This window comes from Butyrivibrio sp. Su6 (genome assembly GCF_900108105.1).
In the GTDB taxonomy this organism is placed as follows: Bacteria; Bacillota; Clostridia; order Lachnospirales; family Lachnospiraceae; genus Butyrivibrio.
The window spans coordinates 143,222-161,471 of the sequence record NZ_FNUR01000003.1; the positions used below are offsets into that span (position 1 = coordinate 143,222).

Genomic DNA, 18,250 nt, shown 5'->3' on the forward strand with positions numbered 1-18,250 from the left:
TATTTTTTTATATGATTTTATGCTTTTAATCAATTAAAGCAACGTTTCATCTGGATAAATCGAGTAATCAGAGTATTTGAGGGGCTCTTGAAATAATATAGATCACTACAGCACCAATGAGAGTATTTTTCGTAAGCTTTGTGCTTAGTAAAATGCTCTCATTTTGTATACACGTAAGTGAGTTGACTCCGTCCGCCACCATTGACTGAACCTGAAGAAAACGCCTTGGTCTGCGAGCCGACGGTGAGGATGATGGGAACAGTAGTTAGATTCATGCACCGTCGGATTCAGCATTGTAGCGTTTTCCTCAGAACCCGTCAATGGCAAGCACCTTGCGGTGTGGCTGGGTACAAGGGCCTCGGGATCCAAATCCGAGAACAGTAGGGGTAGCTACTTTCAAAGATATATGTGACTATATGTCTGCGTCTTTCAATGTAAAGAGAGTGAAGATACTGTTTTGGAAATATAGCCTGATTTTTGAGCTTACGACACCATGCGACAAGGGTTTTGACTTGTGATTTTGGGCATATACGGCCTTATTTGAGATTACCACACCATTATATAGAGATCATATGTCCTCAGTTCACTCATCCAATGGATGTGGCAATCCATTTTTTCTCGTATATGCCCAGTTTCACTTCCTGAAAATACTGTCAATGGATGTGTTAACTTAAAAATATGACTATATACCCAATTCGCTTTGACAATCCGAATTTTCTATGTTCCATTCAGTCCATATGATTGTGAAGAATAATGGTTTGGGTATATCGCGCTTTGTAAAGCTTCCAGCCACCTCTGATTCTTACTATTTTGGGCATATAGCAGTTTTTTGCGAGACCAGCCACCCTCACGAGCGCTCAAATGGGCATATAGGCTGATTTCAAGCCTTTGGCCACCCGTTAAAAGGGTGGCTGTGGACGGATAATTACCGTATATGCCCAATTGCCTGCGATAAAAGCTATGGTAAGGGGTGGCTGCAAGCCTGATATCCGGCTATAAGCCCAATAACGGTTTTATTACAGGTGGCCGAGCTATTAAAAACAAGCTATATGCCCAAAACAGAATTGCAGCTCTCTCTACAGCGGGAACCACGGGCATATAGCCCTATACATTTTGGAAAGTATCCGTATCTGCAATTCTTAGTCCTACATATTCCAGGAAGTATCCGCATCTACTATTCTTAGCCATACTCAGCCCTAAAAGTAGCCACCACTACTGTTCTCGGAATTGGATCCCGAGGCAATAATCCCAAGCCACACCGTAAGGTGCTTGCCATTGACGGGTTCTGAGGAAAACGCTACAATGCTGAATCCGACGGTGCATGAATCTAACTACTGTTCCCATCATCCTCACCGTCGGCTCGCAGACCAAAGCGTTTTCCTCAGGTTCAGTCAATGGTGGCGTACGCAGCTACAACCTATACTTTTCTAAGAAGTTAAATGGACGGTTGAGTGACTTGCTTTTAATAAGTCATTGGAACCGTCCCTGTGTCTTCTCACTTACGCATATTCAAAAAGAGAGCATCCTAACATAAGCAAAAACTTACGCTAGAATACTCTCTATGTCTTACATTTCTTTAGTTTTTATAACTTTTACAGAATCAATCACAAGACCACTCTGGGCAAAATAGAACTTCAGGTAGAAGTTCCCAAGGAAAGATGGAGCAAGTTTTATACGGAATTTCTTCCATTCTTTGTCCATTCCTGTAAGTGTGATGGTCTGTATGAGCTGTCTGTCCTGGAAGATAGAAAGAGGGAGCTGCGCAACATCTGGCTGATTATCTGCTCGAAGTACAAGTTCAACATCCATTTCGCACTTTGTAGGTGTAGACAAAAGAAATACTGTTGTTTCACCTTTTTCTGTATTTATAAGCTTTGTATCAAGTGAAAGTTCTTTTTTATCAAACTTAACCTTGATCATATCCTGAAGAGATGCATCATCCTCATCAATCGCATCCTTCAGTTCCTTATCAAGAGCAGACTCTTTGCCGATAAGATGCTCAAAAGCAGGTGTCTTAAGAAGGAATCTTAAGATATTTCCTGCACATCTTGCAAGCTCATCTCTTGTTACAAGTCCTTTTTCTATAGCATCATCAAGATTATCCTTGTTGGAATTCTCTTCAGCGCTTGAATTGACCATGTTGAGGTCGTTCTGGGCACGTACCTGTGCAGCAACGTTGGCATAGCTTCCCTTGCCATTTGCTTCATCATTTCCCATTGCCCACCAGTCTGTCATGACAATGCCATCAAATCCCCACTCTCCTCTAAGGATAGTAGTAAGAAGATCATAGCTGCTTGCTGTCCAGAGACCATTAACAGGGCCATATGTGCTCATGACTGCTCTTGCTCCGCCTTCTCTTACAGCAATTTCAAATCCCTTTAAGTAAATCTCACGAAGTGCTCTCTCAGATACAACATTGTTTACATTGTGTCTGTTAGTCTCCTGAGTGTTTCCCGCAAAGTGCTTGATAACTCCTGTTACGCCGTACTTGTGCATACCACGAAGCTGCGCAGAAACAAGCTTACCTGTAAGGAATGGGTCTTCAGAGAAATACTCAAAGTTTCTGCCGTTAAGAGGACTTCTGTGGATATTCATTCCAGGTCCTAAAAGGGCATCAATCCTGAACTTTCTAAGTTCAAGTCCCTCCCAGCCAAATAATTCTTCGTTTATATCTTCATTAAATGTGCAGGCAAGACATGTTCCATTCGGAAGTGAAAAAGCGTGGGTTCCACAGTCCATACGGATTCCGGAAGGTCCATCTGAACATCCGCCTACAGGAATTCCAAATTTTGAAAGAGAATCTGTTACTCCGCCATAAGCACCTGCAATTCCAGCAGTTACTTTTGGAGAGCACATTCCCTCGCCGCGCATCATAGTAACAAGATCACGGTCAGAAAGCTGAGCTATAAACTTATCAAGGCTGACTTTCTTATTGGCCACATCAACAAGCTTATATCCCTTGTCCCCTGTATATTTAAGAGCCTTTGGAAGTCTGTCCTTTCTCTTTTTGTTAGGATCAAGAGTTCTAAGAGGAACGTCTTCATAGGCTTTTTTAACGGTTTTTCCAGATACTTCTGCCTTAAGACGCTTAAACTTGTCAACAGGTGCATACGCTTCCTCGCATTCACATACAACTTCAAGTTTGTCTAAAGAAAACTCACCTGCCACTTCAGCACTTCTTACATCACTGCCTGCATAAACAGTGTATTTGCCCTCTTCAAGAACATATGAAGACTTGTGACCTGTAACACCGCCGTCATCATAAGAAGCCATCCAGTACTTAGGCACATCAAATTCAAGTTTCTGACACTGACCAGGCTTTAAAACATCTGTCTTTTCAAAGCCGCAAAGGACTCTTTTAGCCTTTCCAAGCTTGCCGTTTGGTGCTTCAAAATAAACCTGAACAACTTCCTTACCTGCTCTGTCACCGGTGTTCGAAACTAATACTTCAAGGGATACTCCTTCTTTTTTGTCAAAAGAAAAATCTCCCAAAGCTATATCAAAGCTTGTATACGACAGTCCATATCCGAATGGATAAAGAACCTTCTCTTTATCAAAAGTCTCAAAATAGCGGTATCCGACATAAATATCCTCTGCCTGGAAATTCTGTTTATCTGAGCCAAAGTTTTCAGTTGAAGCATAATCCTTAATATCTAAAGCAATCGTATCTGAAAGCTTACCTGAAGGATTAACATCTCCGCAAAGGACATCGCAAACAGCGTTTCCACCTTCCTGACCGCCCTGCCAGACGTACAGTACGGCTGAAGGCTTGCACTCCTTTACCCACTTCATATCTATGATATTTCCAACATTCAAAAGAACTATTGTCTGCTTAAATGCCTTGCATACCTTAGAAAGAGCCTTACTTTCTTCTTTGGTCAAAAGATAGCTTCCCTCTGTGGCCTTATTATCCTGATCTTCACCGGCAGTTCTTCCGATGATGAAAATAGCCTTATCAGATTCAGCTGCTGCCTTTTTTACAAGAGTATCAGTTATAGGCATTTCTTTCTGAAACCATGGTTCTGATGCCCAACCAAATCCTGACTCATAAGGATTTTCTTTTACAAAATCTTCATATGCTTTCCTGACATCTTTGTTTATCTTAAATTTGCCTGAAGCCTCTATCGCCTCGTAAATTCCTACAACGTAGCGGGCATTGACCATTCCGCCTGAACCTGTTCCACTCTTGTAATAGTTCATCTGAGCTCTTCCAAAAACAGCAATCTTCTCATTTTTCTCAAGAGGAAGCGCACCGTCTTTATTCTCGAGCATAACAATGCCCTCTGCTGCTGCACTTCTTGCTGCGAGCTTAAACTTTTCTATATCCCACGTCTTGCTCATAACCTAACCTCAAAAATAAATGTTTTTTACTAATGATATTGACTTACTTAAACGTTTTCGTCAATACTATTTTTTTCCGACAAGAATGGTTATTGCCTTTTCAACAACTTCTATCTCAGTTTCTTTGAATGCTCCGCCAAATTCCCCATCCAGAGTCCACTCAGTTTCATCGTCTGAGACAAACTTTGCGCTTTTTACCTGCTTGTAAATAATATATGGGTTGTCAGGCTCTTTTGTAGCAAGCGCAGCTATTACCGCATTGAATTCAGCCAGATTCTTAGGAGCTTTGATCAAAAGAAGCTCCATGAAACCATCATCCTGCTTTATATCGCTGTCTGCAAAAAGAGTCATTCCTGCAACTGAAGCAGAATTACTTACTGCGCCAAAAATAAAATCTCCCTCTTCATACAGATCATCAGCTTCAATCTTCATATGACAGCTATAACCTATATTCTGAGGAAGTTCTGCTATTGCACTGATAACATAGGCAGCGTAGCCCAATACGTTTTTCAGATCCTGATCTGTAGCATAGCTAACCTTTGAAAATGCACCAAATGCAGCCACATAATTAAAATATTTGTCGTTCATTCTTCCAACATCATAGGTATAAGGCATCCCTTTGGAAACCACCTCTATGGCTTTTGCCTTGGAAGAAGGAATTCCCAGTCCCTTGGCAAAATCATTTGTGCTTCCCGATGGAACATAGGAAAGAAGTGGCTTTTTCTTCATATGCATAATGGCGTTCATGACATGGTTCAGGGTTCCATCTCCGCCACTGCACATGATCATATCCACTTTTCCATCATATTGAGGTATTATCTCCTCTGATGTCAGATTGCTCCCCGGAAGAATAGGGTAAACAATTGGTTCATACCCTTTCTGTGCAAGAGCTGTCGCTATTTCCAAAGTCTCGCTGGCAGCCCTTCCTGTTCCGGATGTCTTGTTTATAAGAATCAATGCTCTTTTTTTATCCATAATTAAAAATACAACTCCGCTCACATTTTTTTATTACAGCCAAATCAGCACTGATGCCCGCTTATTATTTGCGTTTATAGGTCCTATATGTGTAGGTTATATCAAAATAAACCTGTTCGTCGCTCTCATCTACAAGTTCCCAGTTTGGATCCTTATCAAGATTAGGGAAGTAAGAATCAGCCTGGTATTCCTTGTCGATAAAAGTAACTATTGCAGTATCGCATTCATCAATAAACTCGTTATAGACACTTGATCCTCCAATAATAAATACGCTGTCTGTATCAACATCTTTAACAAGTTCCAAAAGCTCTTCTTTGCTGTGAGCCACCTCTGCATTTTTTACTGTATAGTCCTCTCTTGTTGAAAGGATTATGTTCCTTCTGTTTGGAAGAACCACCTGCTGTGGAAAAGTCTCAAGAGTCTTTCTCCCGTAAACTATAGTATTTCCTGTTGTGAGATTTCTGAAATTCTTCTGATCGGCAGGAATACTGACAAGGAGCTTGCCCTTGTGTCCAATTGCCCAATTGCTGTCTACTGCTACTATTGCTTTCATATGTCCTCCAAATTGTGTTATTAGATGGCTATCGGAATATCTTTTATCTGGTCTCCGGCTACTTCATAGCCTTCGAGTGATACATCGTTCCTTGTAAACTCATAGAAATCTTTTACATCAGGATTAAGTTTGAATTTTGGAGCCGGCAGAGGTTTTCTCTCAATAAGCTCCTTGATAAGCGGCACATGACGGTCATAGATGTGAGCATCTGCAATAACATGTACGAGCTCACCTACGTTCATATCACAAACCTGTGCGATCATGTGCACAAGAACTGCATACTGGACCACATTCCAGTTATTGGCTGCCAGAACATCCTGTGATCTCTGGTTGAGAATCGCATTAAGCGTAAGCCTGTCCTCACCTTTTTTCTGTGTTACATTGTAAGTTACGCTGTAAGCGCAAGGATAAAGATTCATTTCATGGAGATCAGAGAATACATAAGTATTAGTCATGATTCTGCGGCTAAAAGGGTTATTTTTCAGATCATAGATAACCCTGTCCATCTGGTCAAACTCACCCTCTTTATAAATGCTCTTTTGTCCGATCTGATAGCCGTATGCTTTTCCGATTGAACCTGTCTCATCAGCCCACTCATCCCAGATATGGCTGTTAAGATCATTTATGTTGTTACTCTTTTTCTGGTATATCCATAAAATCTCGTCTGTTGCGCTCTTAAGTGCTGTCTTTCTAAGGGTCATTATCGGAAATTCCTTGGAAAGATCATATCTGTTGACCACGCCGAATTTTTTTATGGTATAAGCCGGTGTTCCGTCCGGCCAGTGCGGTCTTACCTTTTCTCCCTCTGTTGAAGTTCCGTTCTCCAATATATCTTTACACATATTGATAAAGATCTCGTCAGCTCTGCTCATACTTTCCTCCTACTTGCTCCACTTATCACAAAGTGAATTAATCTGATCTGCAAATTTAGCTTTATCTTTATTGCTTATCCCCTCGCTCTTTGCAATTATACCCATAAGTCTTGCCCCGGCAGCTTTAAGCCTTGCATAAACATCCGAAACAAGCGTTGACTCTTTTCTCTTTACAGGAATAGGCAGTCCTTCCTTAAGAACAACTCCTGAAACAAGATCAACTTCCGTGCCGCTGTAAGGTGCCATGGCATCGAATCCGTATTCGCTTCTCAGACACTCGGCAAAAGAGCTGCATACACTGTCCTCACCATGAACCACAAAAACTTTTTTAGGTCTCTGCACAGTGAAGCCATTTATCCACTCTATAAGTCCATTTTTATCTGCGTGTCCTGACAAGCCCTCAAGCTTACAGATATCTGCCTTTACATCAATCGTCTCTCCAAAGAGTTTTACCTGCTCGGCTCCATCTACTATAGCACGTCCTGTCGTCCCTACCGACTGATATCCAACAAACAATATCGTGCACTCAGGTCGCCAGAGATTGTGCTTTAAATGGTGTCTTATTCGTCCTGCCTCGCACATTCCGGAAGCAGAAATGATGACCTTTGGCTCAGGGTCCTCATTTATTGCTCTTGATTCCTCGGTGGTGATTGCAAGATTAAGTCCAGGGAATGTGATAGGATTTATCCTATTTTTAACAAGCTCCATGGCTTCTTCATCATAGCAATCCATCTGATTGTCGTTGAATATCTCTGTGGCCTCAACAGCAAGCGGACTGTCCACAAACACCTGGAAATTCGGATTTGACTTTACCAGTCCTTCTTTTTTTATCTTTCTGATAAAATACAGCATTTCCTGGGTTCTGCCCACAGCAAAAGAAGGAATGACAACATTGCCGCCTCTTGCAAAGGTTCTTTCAAGAATCTCTGTAAGAGCTTTAATATAGTCAGGCCTGTCAGTTGTATGAAGTCTGTCACCATAAGTAGACTCCATTACCACGTAATCTGCCGCATCAGTTTTTTGTGGATCCCTTATAAGTGGCTGGTCCTTATTTCCAATGTCCCCGGAAAAAACAATCTTTTTAGATACATTTTTTTCCTGAAGCCACACCTCAATGCTGGACGATCCAAGCAGATGTCCTATATCGGTAAATCTGATCTTAATGCCTTCACAGACCTCAACCTCTTCATCATATCTGCAGGGCACAAAGCTCTTTATGGTCTTCTCGGCGTCTTCCATGGTATATGCCGGTTCCATCTCGGATATGTCTTTGGTTCTTTTGGCCTTTCTGTTCCTCCACTCTGCTTCCTGCATCTGTATATGGGCGCAGTCTCTTAGCATTATATTGCACAAAGAAGCTGTCGCAACAGTAGAAAAAATCTTTCCTCTAAAGCCCTTAGAATATAAAAGCGGAAGATTTCCGGAATGATCAACATGGGCATGAGTCAGAAAAACATAATCAATTTCAGGCGCACTCACCGGAAGTGAAACATTCTCAAAATAGTCCTTGCCCTGTTCCATTCCATAATCCACCAGTATCTTTTTACCTGCTGCCTCAAGATAATGACAACTACCCGTCACCTCATGATCAGCACCAATAAACATAAGTTTCATCTGCAATACCTCGCTTTTATCAGTATAACATACTTTCGGTTTCACACGGCACTTTGTTGTTTCTTTGACATTATTGGAAATATTTTCGTAAATTTGTTACAATATAGATTGACTTTATTTTAAGGAGACTTTGGAAATGTATATTAATAGATATGCCAAAAAAGCTATCGCTTCCATAATGTGTGCTGTTACTGTGTTTTCAGTAGCTGCATGTTCATCAACTGACACAGAGGATACTTCCTCAGGTGATGTTTCTTATGAAGCAATAGAAAAAAATGATTCAAGCACAGAAGCTACAACAGTAGAGGATGTTGCGACTTCTGACGAACCTTACGTTCTCCCTGAGGGAATGTATTTCAGTGAACTCACAGGTGAGCCGATTAGTGAAGAATTCAAGGATCAGCGCCCTATTGCAGTTATGGTAGATAACGAGATCAAGGCTCTTCCACATTATGAAACAGCCAAAGCTGACGTAGTCTACGAGATGATGAACAGCACTGCCAATGACCGTATTACACGTCTCATGTGTGTTGTAAAAGACTGGAAATCACTTGAACAGTTTGGAAGCATTCGTAGCACCAGACCTACCAATATCATCTTAGCTTCAGAGTGGAATGCAATTCTTTGTCATGATGGTGGTCCTGTCCATAACGATGCTTATTTTGCCATGGATTGGGCTAAAGACCATATATCAGGATTATTCTCAAGAATCAACAACGGTAAGGACAAAGAGTTTACTGAATACATTGTTTCCGGCGATCTTGAAAGAGAAATACCTAAAGCAAACATTTCAGAAACCTATAACGAATTTGCCAATGAAGGAAGCCACTTTAACTTTACAGACTATGGCACAGAGATAAAACTTGATGAGAAATATGACAGATCATATTCTGCCAACAAGGTATCTCTTCCATTCCCTCATAACAGTTCAACACTTACCTATAACCCTGAGACCGGACTTTATGAGTACTCTGAATATGGAGAGCCTCATGAAGATGCCGACAGCGGCGAAGTTCTTTCGTTCAAAAATGTTATTCTTCAGAAATGCAGCTTCACACAGCTTGATGATGAAGGATATCTGATCTATAACTGTGTCGGCGCTGGTGAATACGCCTGGTACCTCACAAACGGCGTTGCCAAGGACGTTACATGGGTTAAATCAGGATACACTGATGTAACAAAGTTCTATGATGAAAACGGCGATGAACTTGAGATCAACAACGGTAAAACATACATTGCACTTGTTCCTGATGACACCTGGGAAAAAATTATCTTCGAATAAAACAATATGACTTTCAATATAGACAAATACCGCAAACTTAATGGCAATACACTTAAATTAATAGCATGCATATGCATGCTTATAGACCATATCGGCGCAGCAGTCATTCTCCCGGTATTCCAGGCCGGAGTTCAGAAAGATATCTTTGAATTCGATAAGCTGAACATGTTTTACAAGGTTTTACGATTTGTAGGCCGCAGTGCCTTTCCGATATTTGCCTTTCTAATGGTTGAAGGTTTTTACCACACTAAAAACAGACTAAGATACGCTCTTAGTCTGTTTATTTTTGCTATTATTTCTGAATATCCCTATGATCTGGCCTTTAATAAGACTGAAGGTGATTTCATGTACAGCTCAAATGTCATGTTTTCACTTTTTATCGGTCTTCTCGTAATATGGGCTGTAGACTTTTTCAGAAAAGAATTTTCTATGTCAGATAAAAAGATATACCGCATTGCATTTTATCCTGCAAGTGCCCTTGTTATAGCAGTTGGCGCCTACACGGCGCATGTTATTAACTGTGACTATCGCGAATTTGGCATTGGCATAATGCTAATCTTTTACTTCTTTCATTCCTTTGAATCCGTAAGCCTTTTAGCTTCATATTTCCTGCTCTGCGGAATCAACAATGAATTCAAATCCTTCCCAGGCTTTATTCTCCTATTTTTCTATAACAAAAAGCGGGGCAAAAATCTAGGAAAGCTCAAATATCTTTTCTATATCTTCTACCCCGCACATTTACTACTGTTGTACGCAATCCGCTATGCAATTTATAAAATATGATCAGTTGCCTACGAGACTAGCCATAGCCTCCTGAGCACCACAAATATTTGTAGTAGAAAGTGTATAATTCTGCAATATGTTTGTCTGGAACTCAACACAATTCGGTTCATGAGCGACTACTTCAGCATACTGTGAATATCCACCATCCTTATTGCCTGTAAGAATATATACAGTCTCTCCCTCTTTTACCTGGAACTTAACCTCTATAGTTGCTGTATCAGTCAAAATAGCATTGTTACTGAAAACTATCTTGTATGTTCCCGGATAAAAAGCATCCTGCGACTTGGTAATCGTTCCGCTAAAAGGGAGCGTTCCCTCGTCAGTCTTAACTGTCACTCTCTGTGAGAGCCTAATATGTTCGCTCTTACTCGATGTTTCATGAGAACCCTCATAAATACTACGGCTAATATCCATATTGGCTTCACTTGCAGTACTAAATAACACTATCGCACCGGCAAGTATCGATATCCCCAAGAGAAATGCGCCAAGAACAATAAGCATTGTTCTCCTTGTTTTTGTCATTTCAACCCACCTATAAATTCATTTCTATTCACAAATACTACTAGAGTCTATCACATTTTGGACACAATTTTCAAGAGCTTGTTTATAGAAATTTAATAATTATTTTATCTTTTCCAGGTCTTGGGCTTTATGAATATGAGTATAGGAAGTAGCTCAAGTCTTCCTGCAAGCATGTCAAACATCAATACAATTTTGGCAAGAGGTGAAAACTCTGAATAATTGCCCATAGGACCAACCATCCCAAGTCCGGGACCAATGTTATTCATGGTTGCTGCCACTGAAGTAACTGTGGTCTGAAAATCAAAATTATCAAGAGCCACCAATATGCAGGAAATCATGAAAGTAACTACATAAAGACCCAAATAAGCTGAAACTGATTTTACAGTGGTACCCTCTACAGTATGACCATCCATATATACTCTTTTTACAGCCTTTGGATGAACAAGGTAGTTAAGCTCGTTTCTGGCATTTCTTATGACGATTATTGCTCTTGAAAACTTAAATCCGCCACCTGTTGAACCCGCGCAGGCTCCTACAAGAGATAACAGACAAAGGATCATTTTGGAAAACATAGGCCACTTATCAAAATCCATTGTTCCAAAACCTGTAGTTGTCATAACTGATGTAACTGCAAACAGAGAGTGATGGAAGGAAAGTCTTCCATCGGTAATGATTCCTGCTCTGTATACATTTATTGAGATAAGGCACGCAGCTATGAGCATAGTCGCAAAATAGTACTTAACCTCATCTACAGCAAAAGCCTCTTTTGGCTTTCTGTTGATCAGGAAATAATAAACGGTAAAGTTAACACCGCAAAGTGCCATGAATACAATGATAACCGCCTGGCTTGCGATTGAATATCCACCAATACCGGCATTATTAACTGCAAATCCACCGGTTCCCACAGTTGAAAAAGTAATTGTAACCGCATCGTAAATAGGCATTCCTGTGATAATAAGGCAGATGATCTCCAAAAGAGTGATAGCTATATATATCTGGTAAAGGATCTTCGCTGTATCTTTTACCTTTGGAACAATCTTACCAACAACCGGTCCCGGGCTCTCTGCCCTCATAAGGTGCATACTGTAGCCATCAACCATTGGAATAACAGCGATGAGGAACACCAAAACTCCCATTCCACCGATCCAGTGGGTAAATGTACGCCAGAACTGAACACTGTATTCAATGCCATCCACAGAGGTAAGGATACTTCCTCCTGTGGTCGTAAAGCCCGATATAGTCTCAAAAAGGGCATCAATATAATTGGGGATAGTTCCTGTCATAACAAAAGGCACAGCTCCAAGCATACTCATAAATATCCAGGCAAGAGCTGTTATGGCAAAGCCTTCTTTAGCATAAATAACGGTACTCTTTGGCTTTTTTATCGAGCCTAGTATACCGACAACAAGCGTGATAACAATCAGTAAAAAGAAAGACTCCGCGCTGTCATATTCCTTGTGAATGATTGCCACAAAAAACGGCAACATCAAAAGAAATCCCATGATCCTGAAAAGTCTGAACAGGATATATCTGATCATTGAATAGTTCATTTTACTTCTCCAGTATGTCGTTAATATCATCTAATCCGGTACGTGTTGTTACTACGATTACCGAATCTCTGTCTCTTATAACGCTCTCTCCACTAGGAGTTATGATCTCTCCGTAATGATTTATGCAGGCTATAAGAATACCCTTCTTAAGATTAAGCTGAGACAAAGGAACGCCAATAACAGGGCTTCCACTTCTTACAATAAATTCAAGAGCCTCGGCTCTTTCATCATTGAGCTTATAAAGTGCCTCTATGTTACTGTCCTTTGACGCCGACATTCCTCGTACAAACTGCACGATTCTCTCTGCAGTAATATTCTTTGGATAAATTATACTTCCAATATCAAGTGATCCGATTATCTCACCATAGTTAACTCTGTGGACCTTTGTTATGAGCTTAGCCTTTGGATTGATGTTTTTCACATACATTGAGAGCATTATGTTCTCTTCATCAAGATTGGTAAGGGAAGCAAAAGACTCAACTCTGGTAATTCCCTCTTCCAAAAGCATATCCTTATCAGTGCCGTCACCATTTATGACAAGCGCCTGTGGAAGAAGCTCAGAAAGCTCCTTGCAGCGCTCTGAATCTTTATCAAAAATAGTTACTTTAATACCGTAGGATATAAGCTGTCCCGCAAGATAGTAACCGGTTTCTCCGCCTCCAACAATAATTGTTGAGTGCACCTTTGCAGTAGGAAGTCCCATCTTTTTAAAGAAATTAAGTGTATTTCTGCTGGATCCGATGATAGTAATCTCATCTCCCGCCCTTAATATAAAGTTTCCATCAGGGATAAAGACATCTTTTCCTCTTGAAACAACTGCGATGATAACCTGCTTTTTCAGATCTGCTGGAATATCCTTAAGTGCCTTATCGCAAAGCCTTGAGTCCTCACTGATGACCATCTTGATAAGTTCTGCTCTGCCCCTTGCAAAGGTCTCAATCTTTGTAGCTGAAGGGAGCTTTAACAGTCTTGCAGCTTCATTTGCAGCTGCTTCTTCAGGGTTGATGACCATTGATAAGCCAAGTTCTTCTTTGATAAAATTAATCTCTTTTTTATAGACAGGGTTACGTACGCGTGCGATAGTATGGCAATTACCTGCCTTTTTAGCTATAAGGCAGCATAAAAGATTAAGCTCATCCGAATCAGTTACAGCCACCATCAGGTCTGCCTTTTCAATACCGGCATCCTTCATGATAGAGTAACTTGCGCCGTTGCCCACAATTCCCATAACGTCATAGCTGTTTACAACGTTTTGTACAACACTGCTTTTTTCTTCTATTACGGTTATATAATGTCCTTCTTTACTGAGCTGCTGAGTAAGAGTCTGACCAACATTTCCACAGCCCACGATAATAATTCGCATAACATTCCTCCAAAGACATAAAAATCCTTATATATTCTACCACAAATAGCTATTAATATATCGGCTATTCCAAAGAATAAGCTAAGTATTGCCCAAAAAACAGCAATACTTAGCTCATTTAATTTACATGAATTGTAGCTGCACTCTGCTCAAACAGCTCCTGACAATTGTCATCTTCCGCTCTCTGATAAGTAATCGTAAAGGTCTTGTACTTTGACATTATCATGTACACCGTCTGGTACGCCTTCTGCTGATCAGGCACCATAAAACTAGACTCGATATGGTAGCCCGGATAACCGTCGATAGTAATATTCTCAAAGCTCTCTACTGTAAAGTCCACGTCACTGCCAAAGGCTTCATTATAGGATTCTGACAAAAGCTTTTCATACTCACTCCTTGTGAGATTGGCTGTATTGTCTATAACTGCCTTTTCTATGGATGCAGGATTTCTTTTCTTCTCCCTGTTAGTAAGGGTGATATTTTTTCCATTATCATATATGTTGTAGCTGATGGATGAAGACTCCATAGGCTCATTCTTGTTGACAAAAGTGTCTGTTTCAGCCTGAAGTACAAAGTCTGAAGGCACAACAAAGGTGCACTGTCTGGCCTCTTTTAATTCATCCTTGGCAAAACTTGTTATGCCATCTAAAAATCCAACACTACTTACAATGGCTATGGTGACAGCCAGTAAAAGCAGATAAACGGCTCGTATCTTTTTCATATTTCCTCCAAATTAAAGGCTTAGCTCAAATACGTCAAACCAATATCTCTCCATGAGATAGCTTCCAAGGTTCTCATAGGTTATACCATATTCTTTATTCCACTCATCAAGAATGGCTTCTCTGCTATTAAAGCTTCCGAGAAAGAGGACTCTTTTTCCTGATAAAAGATAATTCTCAACATCCACAGAATCCTCGATTGTATAGAGTCCTGTGAGCATTTCATCCACAAGTGCTTCAGGCTGTCCGTAGTAGAGATATATCTTGTGCTCATCCTCTGACACATCTTCATTTAGATAATAAGCCAAAAGAGCCTGAACATGATCAAAGTTACTGATAATAAGTGTATCTGAATCTATTTCTGAAAAGAGTTCTAATGTCTTTTCCATGTTGACCTGTCGGTACTCTTCGTTGCCAATAAAGCCTTTAAAATCCACACATCCAACTATAGCAATAAGCATCCCTAATATACAATAGGATATATTTATTATTTTCCCGGATGTAGTCTTATTAAAAGCACTTCCTATAACAACACTTAAAGCCAGATAAAAAGTCCCCATTGCAGGAATCATATACCTGTTAACAAACACAGGGCGGATCAGCATCGATGCTACAATTCCTACAATAACCAGCAAAGGAAGCACCATGACTGCCATAAGATTCTGAAGGTCTTTTATCTTTTCTTTTTCATCCTGATATCCACATTTTATCAGCCTGATCACATTGTTAACCACAATTAAAGCAACAAGTATGAACAATATAACCGCCACTGCAGTAGTAATGATACCATTTGAGAAATATCCACTGAAAAGATATTTGATACAACTTCCAAAAGTTCTAAGTCCCACAGGCTGTATCCAGTAGCTGCCGCTCACAGTATGTGCCTGTCCAAGGAGCACTGAAAGCCATGGAACATAACAGACAGCAGTCAGGTTCGCACTGATGATAACAGCTGCGATTGCCTTGAAATTCAGGTGCTTTTTGCTATCGTTTCCGCGCATGACAGCAACGTACTTTATTATCATCCAAAGTAGAACATAGAAATAAATAATTGCTACTGAAAGTGCAGCATAGTAATGGGTATAAAACGCTGCTGTTCCATACAAAAACAATGCGATTCCGTTTAAGAAATCCCATTTTCTGTCCTCGCTCAGATAATTTTTCATCAGATTGAAGGCATGTATAAGTGAAGCTGTCACAAAGAAAAGTGCCCAGCTGTACATTCTGATTTCTGTTGTGTATTCAGGAAGTCCCGGCATGGTGACTGACGCAAAACAAAAAAGCCCGCTTGCAAGCATTCCATGGTTTTTCCTGATAACAGTGACTGCATAAATAAAAAGCAATAAAAACGGCAGGATTGAAGCAATCTTGCCACTTGTTTCAATTGGCAGACCAACGCTGCTTCCCAGAATCAAAAACACCCTCACGATCATGTAATAAAGCGGCGGGTGCACATCTTTTGAGGTAAGACTGATAAGCTCCCCGAAAGGTCTTTTGGCAAATTCCATGGAAAAGAGCTCGTCGTACCAAATATCAGTAGAAAAAGTCAGAAGAAATGCTCTGACCAGACAATATATAGCCGCAACAATAAAAGCTATTCCAATACAGTCTTTTGTGACTTTAATTCTTTTTTCAGACATTCCATCCTCTTAAATAGGCACAGCCAATAAATAGCTGTGCCTATGATTGATTAAAGTGATTCTATAAGTTCAAGTGAATGCTCTGTGTTAAGTTTCTTGCACATTTCAACAAATGTATCTAAAGGAACATTCTGAACCTGTTTGTTCGAACCGCGTACATTGATAGATACTGTACCCTCAGCAGCTTCCTTATCTCCAATTACAAGGATGTATGGATCTTTGTAATTCTTGAACTTTTTGATCTTCTCTTTCATGTTGTTGTCTGAGTAATCAGCTTCAACACGAACGCCTGCTGCCATAAGAGCTTTCTCTACCTTCTCAGCGTATTCGTTATGCTCAACTCTGATTGGAACGATACCAACCTGATATGGGCTGAGCCAGAATGGGAATACACCCTTGAAGTTCTCAATGATGATACCGATGAATCTCTCAAGTGATCCATAAATAGCTCTGTGGATAACTACAGGCATCTGCATTGTTCCATCCTGAGCCTGGTATGTAAGACCAAAGTTATGAGGAAGCTGGAAGTCAAGCTGTACTGTTCCGCACTGCCATTCTCTTCCAAGAGCGTCCTTGATCTGAAGGTCGATCTTAGGTCCGTAGAAAGCACCATCACCTTCATTTACTTCGTATCCACCCTCGCCGTACTTTTCATCAAGAATTTCCTTAAGAGCAGCCTCAGCTCTGTTCCAAACCTCAATATCACCCATGAAGTCTTCTGGTCTTGTTGAGAGCTCAGCTCTGTATGTTACACCGAATGTCTTGTAGATCTCATCTGCGATTGAGATAACGTCTGCAATTTCCTCTTTTATCTGAGATTCCATTACGAATGTATGGTCATCGTCCTGACGGAACTCCTGAACACGGAAAAGACCATTCATCTGTCCTGACTTCTCTTTACGGTGAAGAACATCATACTCGCTGTAACGGATAGGAAGCTCTTTGTAAGAGTGATTTGTTCTCTTATATGTCATCATGGCATTAGGACAGTTCATTGGCTTAGCTGCCATTGTGTCATCCTGCTCACGATTGTAGATAACTGAACCAGCCTGGATCTTGATGTTCTTTGGTTCTTCTGCAGGCTCATTGATGTTCTCAAGTACACCGGGGATCTCAGCATCTGCCTTAAGCCATCCTGAAACACCAGGAACCATGAACATGTTGTTTACGTAATGAGCCCAGTGACCACTGATAAGCCAGAGCTTTTTGTTGTTAACAAGAGGAGCAGCTATTTCTGTATAGCCGTGTCTTTCCTGTACTTCTCTTGAATACTTAAGAAGTGCCTGATACATCTTCCATCCTCTTGGAAGCCAGTAAGGCATACCTGGAGCTGTTTCATCAAACATGAAAAGATCAAGTGCAGCACCGATCTTCTTGTGATCTCTCTCCATAGCTTCCTGGATCATCTTGATGTGCTGTTTAAGCTCATCCTTGCTTGGGAAAGCATAAAGATAGATTCTTGAAAGCTGATCTCTATGCTCATCGCCTCTCCAGTATGCACCTGAAACAGACTTAATCTGATAAGATGCATTAAAGAGTTCCTGAGAGTTTTCTACGTGAGGTCCGCGGCAAAGATCCACATAATCCTCACCTGTATAGTAAACAGTGATTACCTCATCCTCTGGAAGGTCATTGATAAGTTCAGTCTTGAACTTCTGATTCTTGAACATTTCAAGTGCCTCCGACTTTGAGACCTCTTTACGTGTCCAATCCTCTCTTCTCTTGATGATCTCGCGCATCTTGTCTTCGATTGTCTTGAAGTCATCCTGTGTTACAGCCTTTGGAAGTACGAAATCATAGTAGCATCCATCCTCAATCTGAGGTCCGATAGCATACTGAACTTCCTCGCCGTAAAGCTCGATAACTGCCTTGGCAAGAATGTGCGCAAGTGAGTGACGGTAAACTTGTAAATACTCTTCTTTATTCATTTTTTCATCCTTTCGTGCTACCCCTACCGGGAGCAGCCTCTTTCATAATCTATATTGTATTAATCAACAAATAGAAATATTAAGACAAAAGTCTTTAATATTTCTACC

13 protein-coding genes are annotated in these 18,250 nt (G+C 40.6%); 2 read left to right on the forward strand and 11 right to left on the reverse strand.

The window, feature by feature from the left end; genetic code table 11:
* Nucleotides 1–1,566 precede the first annotated feature (1,566 nt).
* The 5 genes from C4S54_RS04835 to C4S54_RS04855 form a co-directional block, all read right to left on the reverse strand.
* Nucleotides 1,567–4,341, reverse strand: coding sequence for a glycoside hydrolase family 3 protein (locus C4S54_RS04835; protein WP_103868532.1), 2,775 nt, complete (start codon nucleotides 4,339–4,341; stop codon nucleotides 1,567–1,569).
* A gap of 66 nt (nucleotides 4,342–4,407) precedes the next feature.
* On the reverse strand, nucleotides 4,408–5,316 hold the full coding sequence (locus tag C4S54_RS04840; RefSeq protein ID WP_103868533.1) for a diacylglycerol/lipid kinase family protein: 909 nt from the start codon (nucleotides 5,314–5,316) through the stop codon (nucleotides 4,408–4,410).
* 64 nt (nucleotides 5,317–5,380) lie between these two features.
* The gene (locus C4S54_RS04845; protein WP_022774608.1) at nucleotides 5,381–5,869 is read right to left on the reverse strand and encodes a dihydrofolate reductase; all 489 of its coding nucleotides are present in this window, start codon (nucleotides 5,867–5,869) and stop codon (nucleotides 5,381–5,383) included.
* A gap of 20 nt (nucleotides 5,870–5,889) precedes the next feature.
* A complete protein-coding gene (gene thyA, locus C4S54_RS04850) occupies nucleotides 5,890–6,741 on the reverse strand; it encodes a thymidylate synthase (RefSeq protein ID WP_103868534.1) in 852 nt (283 codons plus the stop codon).
* A gap of 9 nt (nucleotides 6,742–6,750) precedes the next feature.
* A complete protein-coding gene (locus C4S54_RS04855) occupies nucleotides 6,751–8,355 on the reverse strand; it encodes an MBL fold metallo-hydrolase RNA specificity domain-containing protein (protein WP_103868535.1) in 1,605 nt (534 codons plus the stop codon).
* A gap of 136 nt (nucleotides 8,356–8,491) precedes the next feature.
* Between C4S54_RS04855 and C4S54_RS04860 the strand changes: the two genes are divergently transcribed.
* Together C4S54_RS04860 and C4S54_RS04865 are read left to right on the forward strand one after the other, a co-directional pair.
* A complete protein-coding gene (locus tag C4S54_RS04860; protein WP_103868536.1) occupies nucleotides 8,492–9,637 on the forward strand; it encodes a DUF3048 domain-containing protein in 1,146 nt (381 codons plus the stop codon).
* Nucleotides 9,638–9,643: 6 nt separating this feature from the next.
* On the forward strand, nucleotides 9,644–10,420 hold the full coding sequence (locus tag C4S54_RS04865) for a TraX family protein (RefSeq protein ID WP_103868537.1): 777 nt from the start codon (nucleotides 9,644–9,646) through the stop codon (nucleotides 10,418–10,420).
* On the opposite strand, the gene C4S54_RS04870 is transcribed toward C4S54_RS04865, so the two are convergent.
* The 6 genes from C4S54_RS04870 to C4S54_RS04895 all read right to left on the reverse strand — a co-directional run bounded on the left by C4S54_RS04870 (nucleotide 10,421) and on the right by C4S54_RS04895 (nucleotide 18,142).
* Nucleotides 10,421–10,942: a hypothetical protein gene (locus C4S54_RS04870; RefSeq protein ID WP_103868538.1), complete on the reverse strand. Its 522-nt coding sequence runs from the start codon at nucleotides 10,940–10,942 to the stop codon at nucleotides 10,421–10,423.
* Nucleotides 10,943–11,046: 104 nt separating this feature from the next.
* Complete coding sequence (locus tag C4S54_RS04875) at nucleotides 11,047–12,492, reverse strand: TrkH family potassium uptake protein (protein ID WP_022774600.1); 1,446 nt, start codon at nucleotides 12,490–12,492, stop codon at nucleotides 11,047–11,049.
* A 1-nt stretch (nucleotide 12,493) separates the two neighbouring features.
* Nucleotides 12,494–13,855, reverse strand: a complete 1,362-nt coding sequence (trkA, locus tag C4S54_RS04880) for a Trk system potassium transporter TrkA (protein WP_103868539.1) — start codon at nucleotides 13,853–13,855, stop codon at nucleotides 12,494–12,496.
* Between the two features lie 118 nt (nucleotides 13,856–13,973).
* Nucleotides 13,974–14,576 carry a hypothetical protein gene (locus C4S54_RS04885; protein WP_103868540.1) on the reverse strand — a complete coding sequence of 201 codons (603 nt, stop codon included), beginning with the start codon at nucleotides 14,574–14,576 and terminating at the stop codon, nucleotides 13,974–13,976.
* Nucleotides 14,577–14,588: 12 nt separating this feature from the next.
* Entirely contained in the window at nucleotides 14,589–16,214 is a 1,626-nt protein-coding gene (locus tag C4S54_RS04890; RefSeq protein WP_103868541.1) for a glycosyltransferase family 39 protein, read from the reverse strand.
* 50 nt (nucleotides 16,215–16,264) lie between these two features.
* Nucleotides 16,265–18,142, reverse strand: a complete 1,878-nt coding sequence (locus C4S54_RS04895) for a threonine--tRNA ligase (protein ID WP_103868542.1) — start codon at nucleotides 18,140–18,142, stop codon at nucleotides 16,265–16,267.
* Between the last annotated feature and the right edge of the window lie 108 nt (nucleotides 18,143–18,250).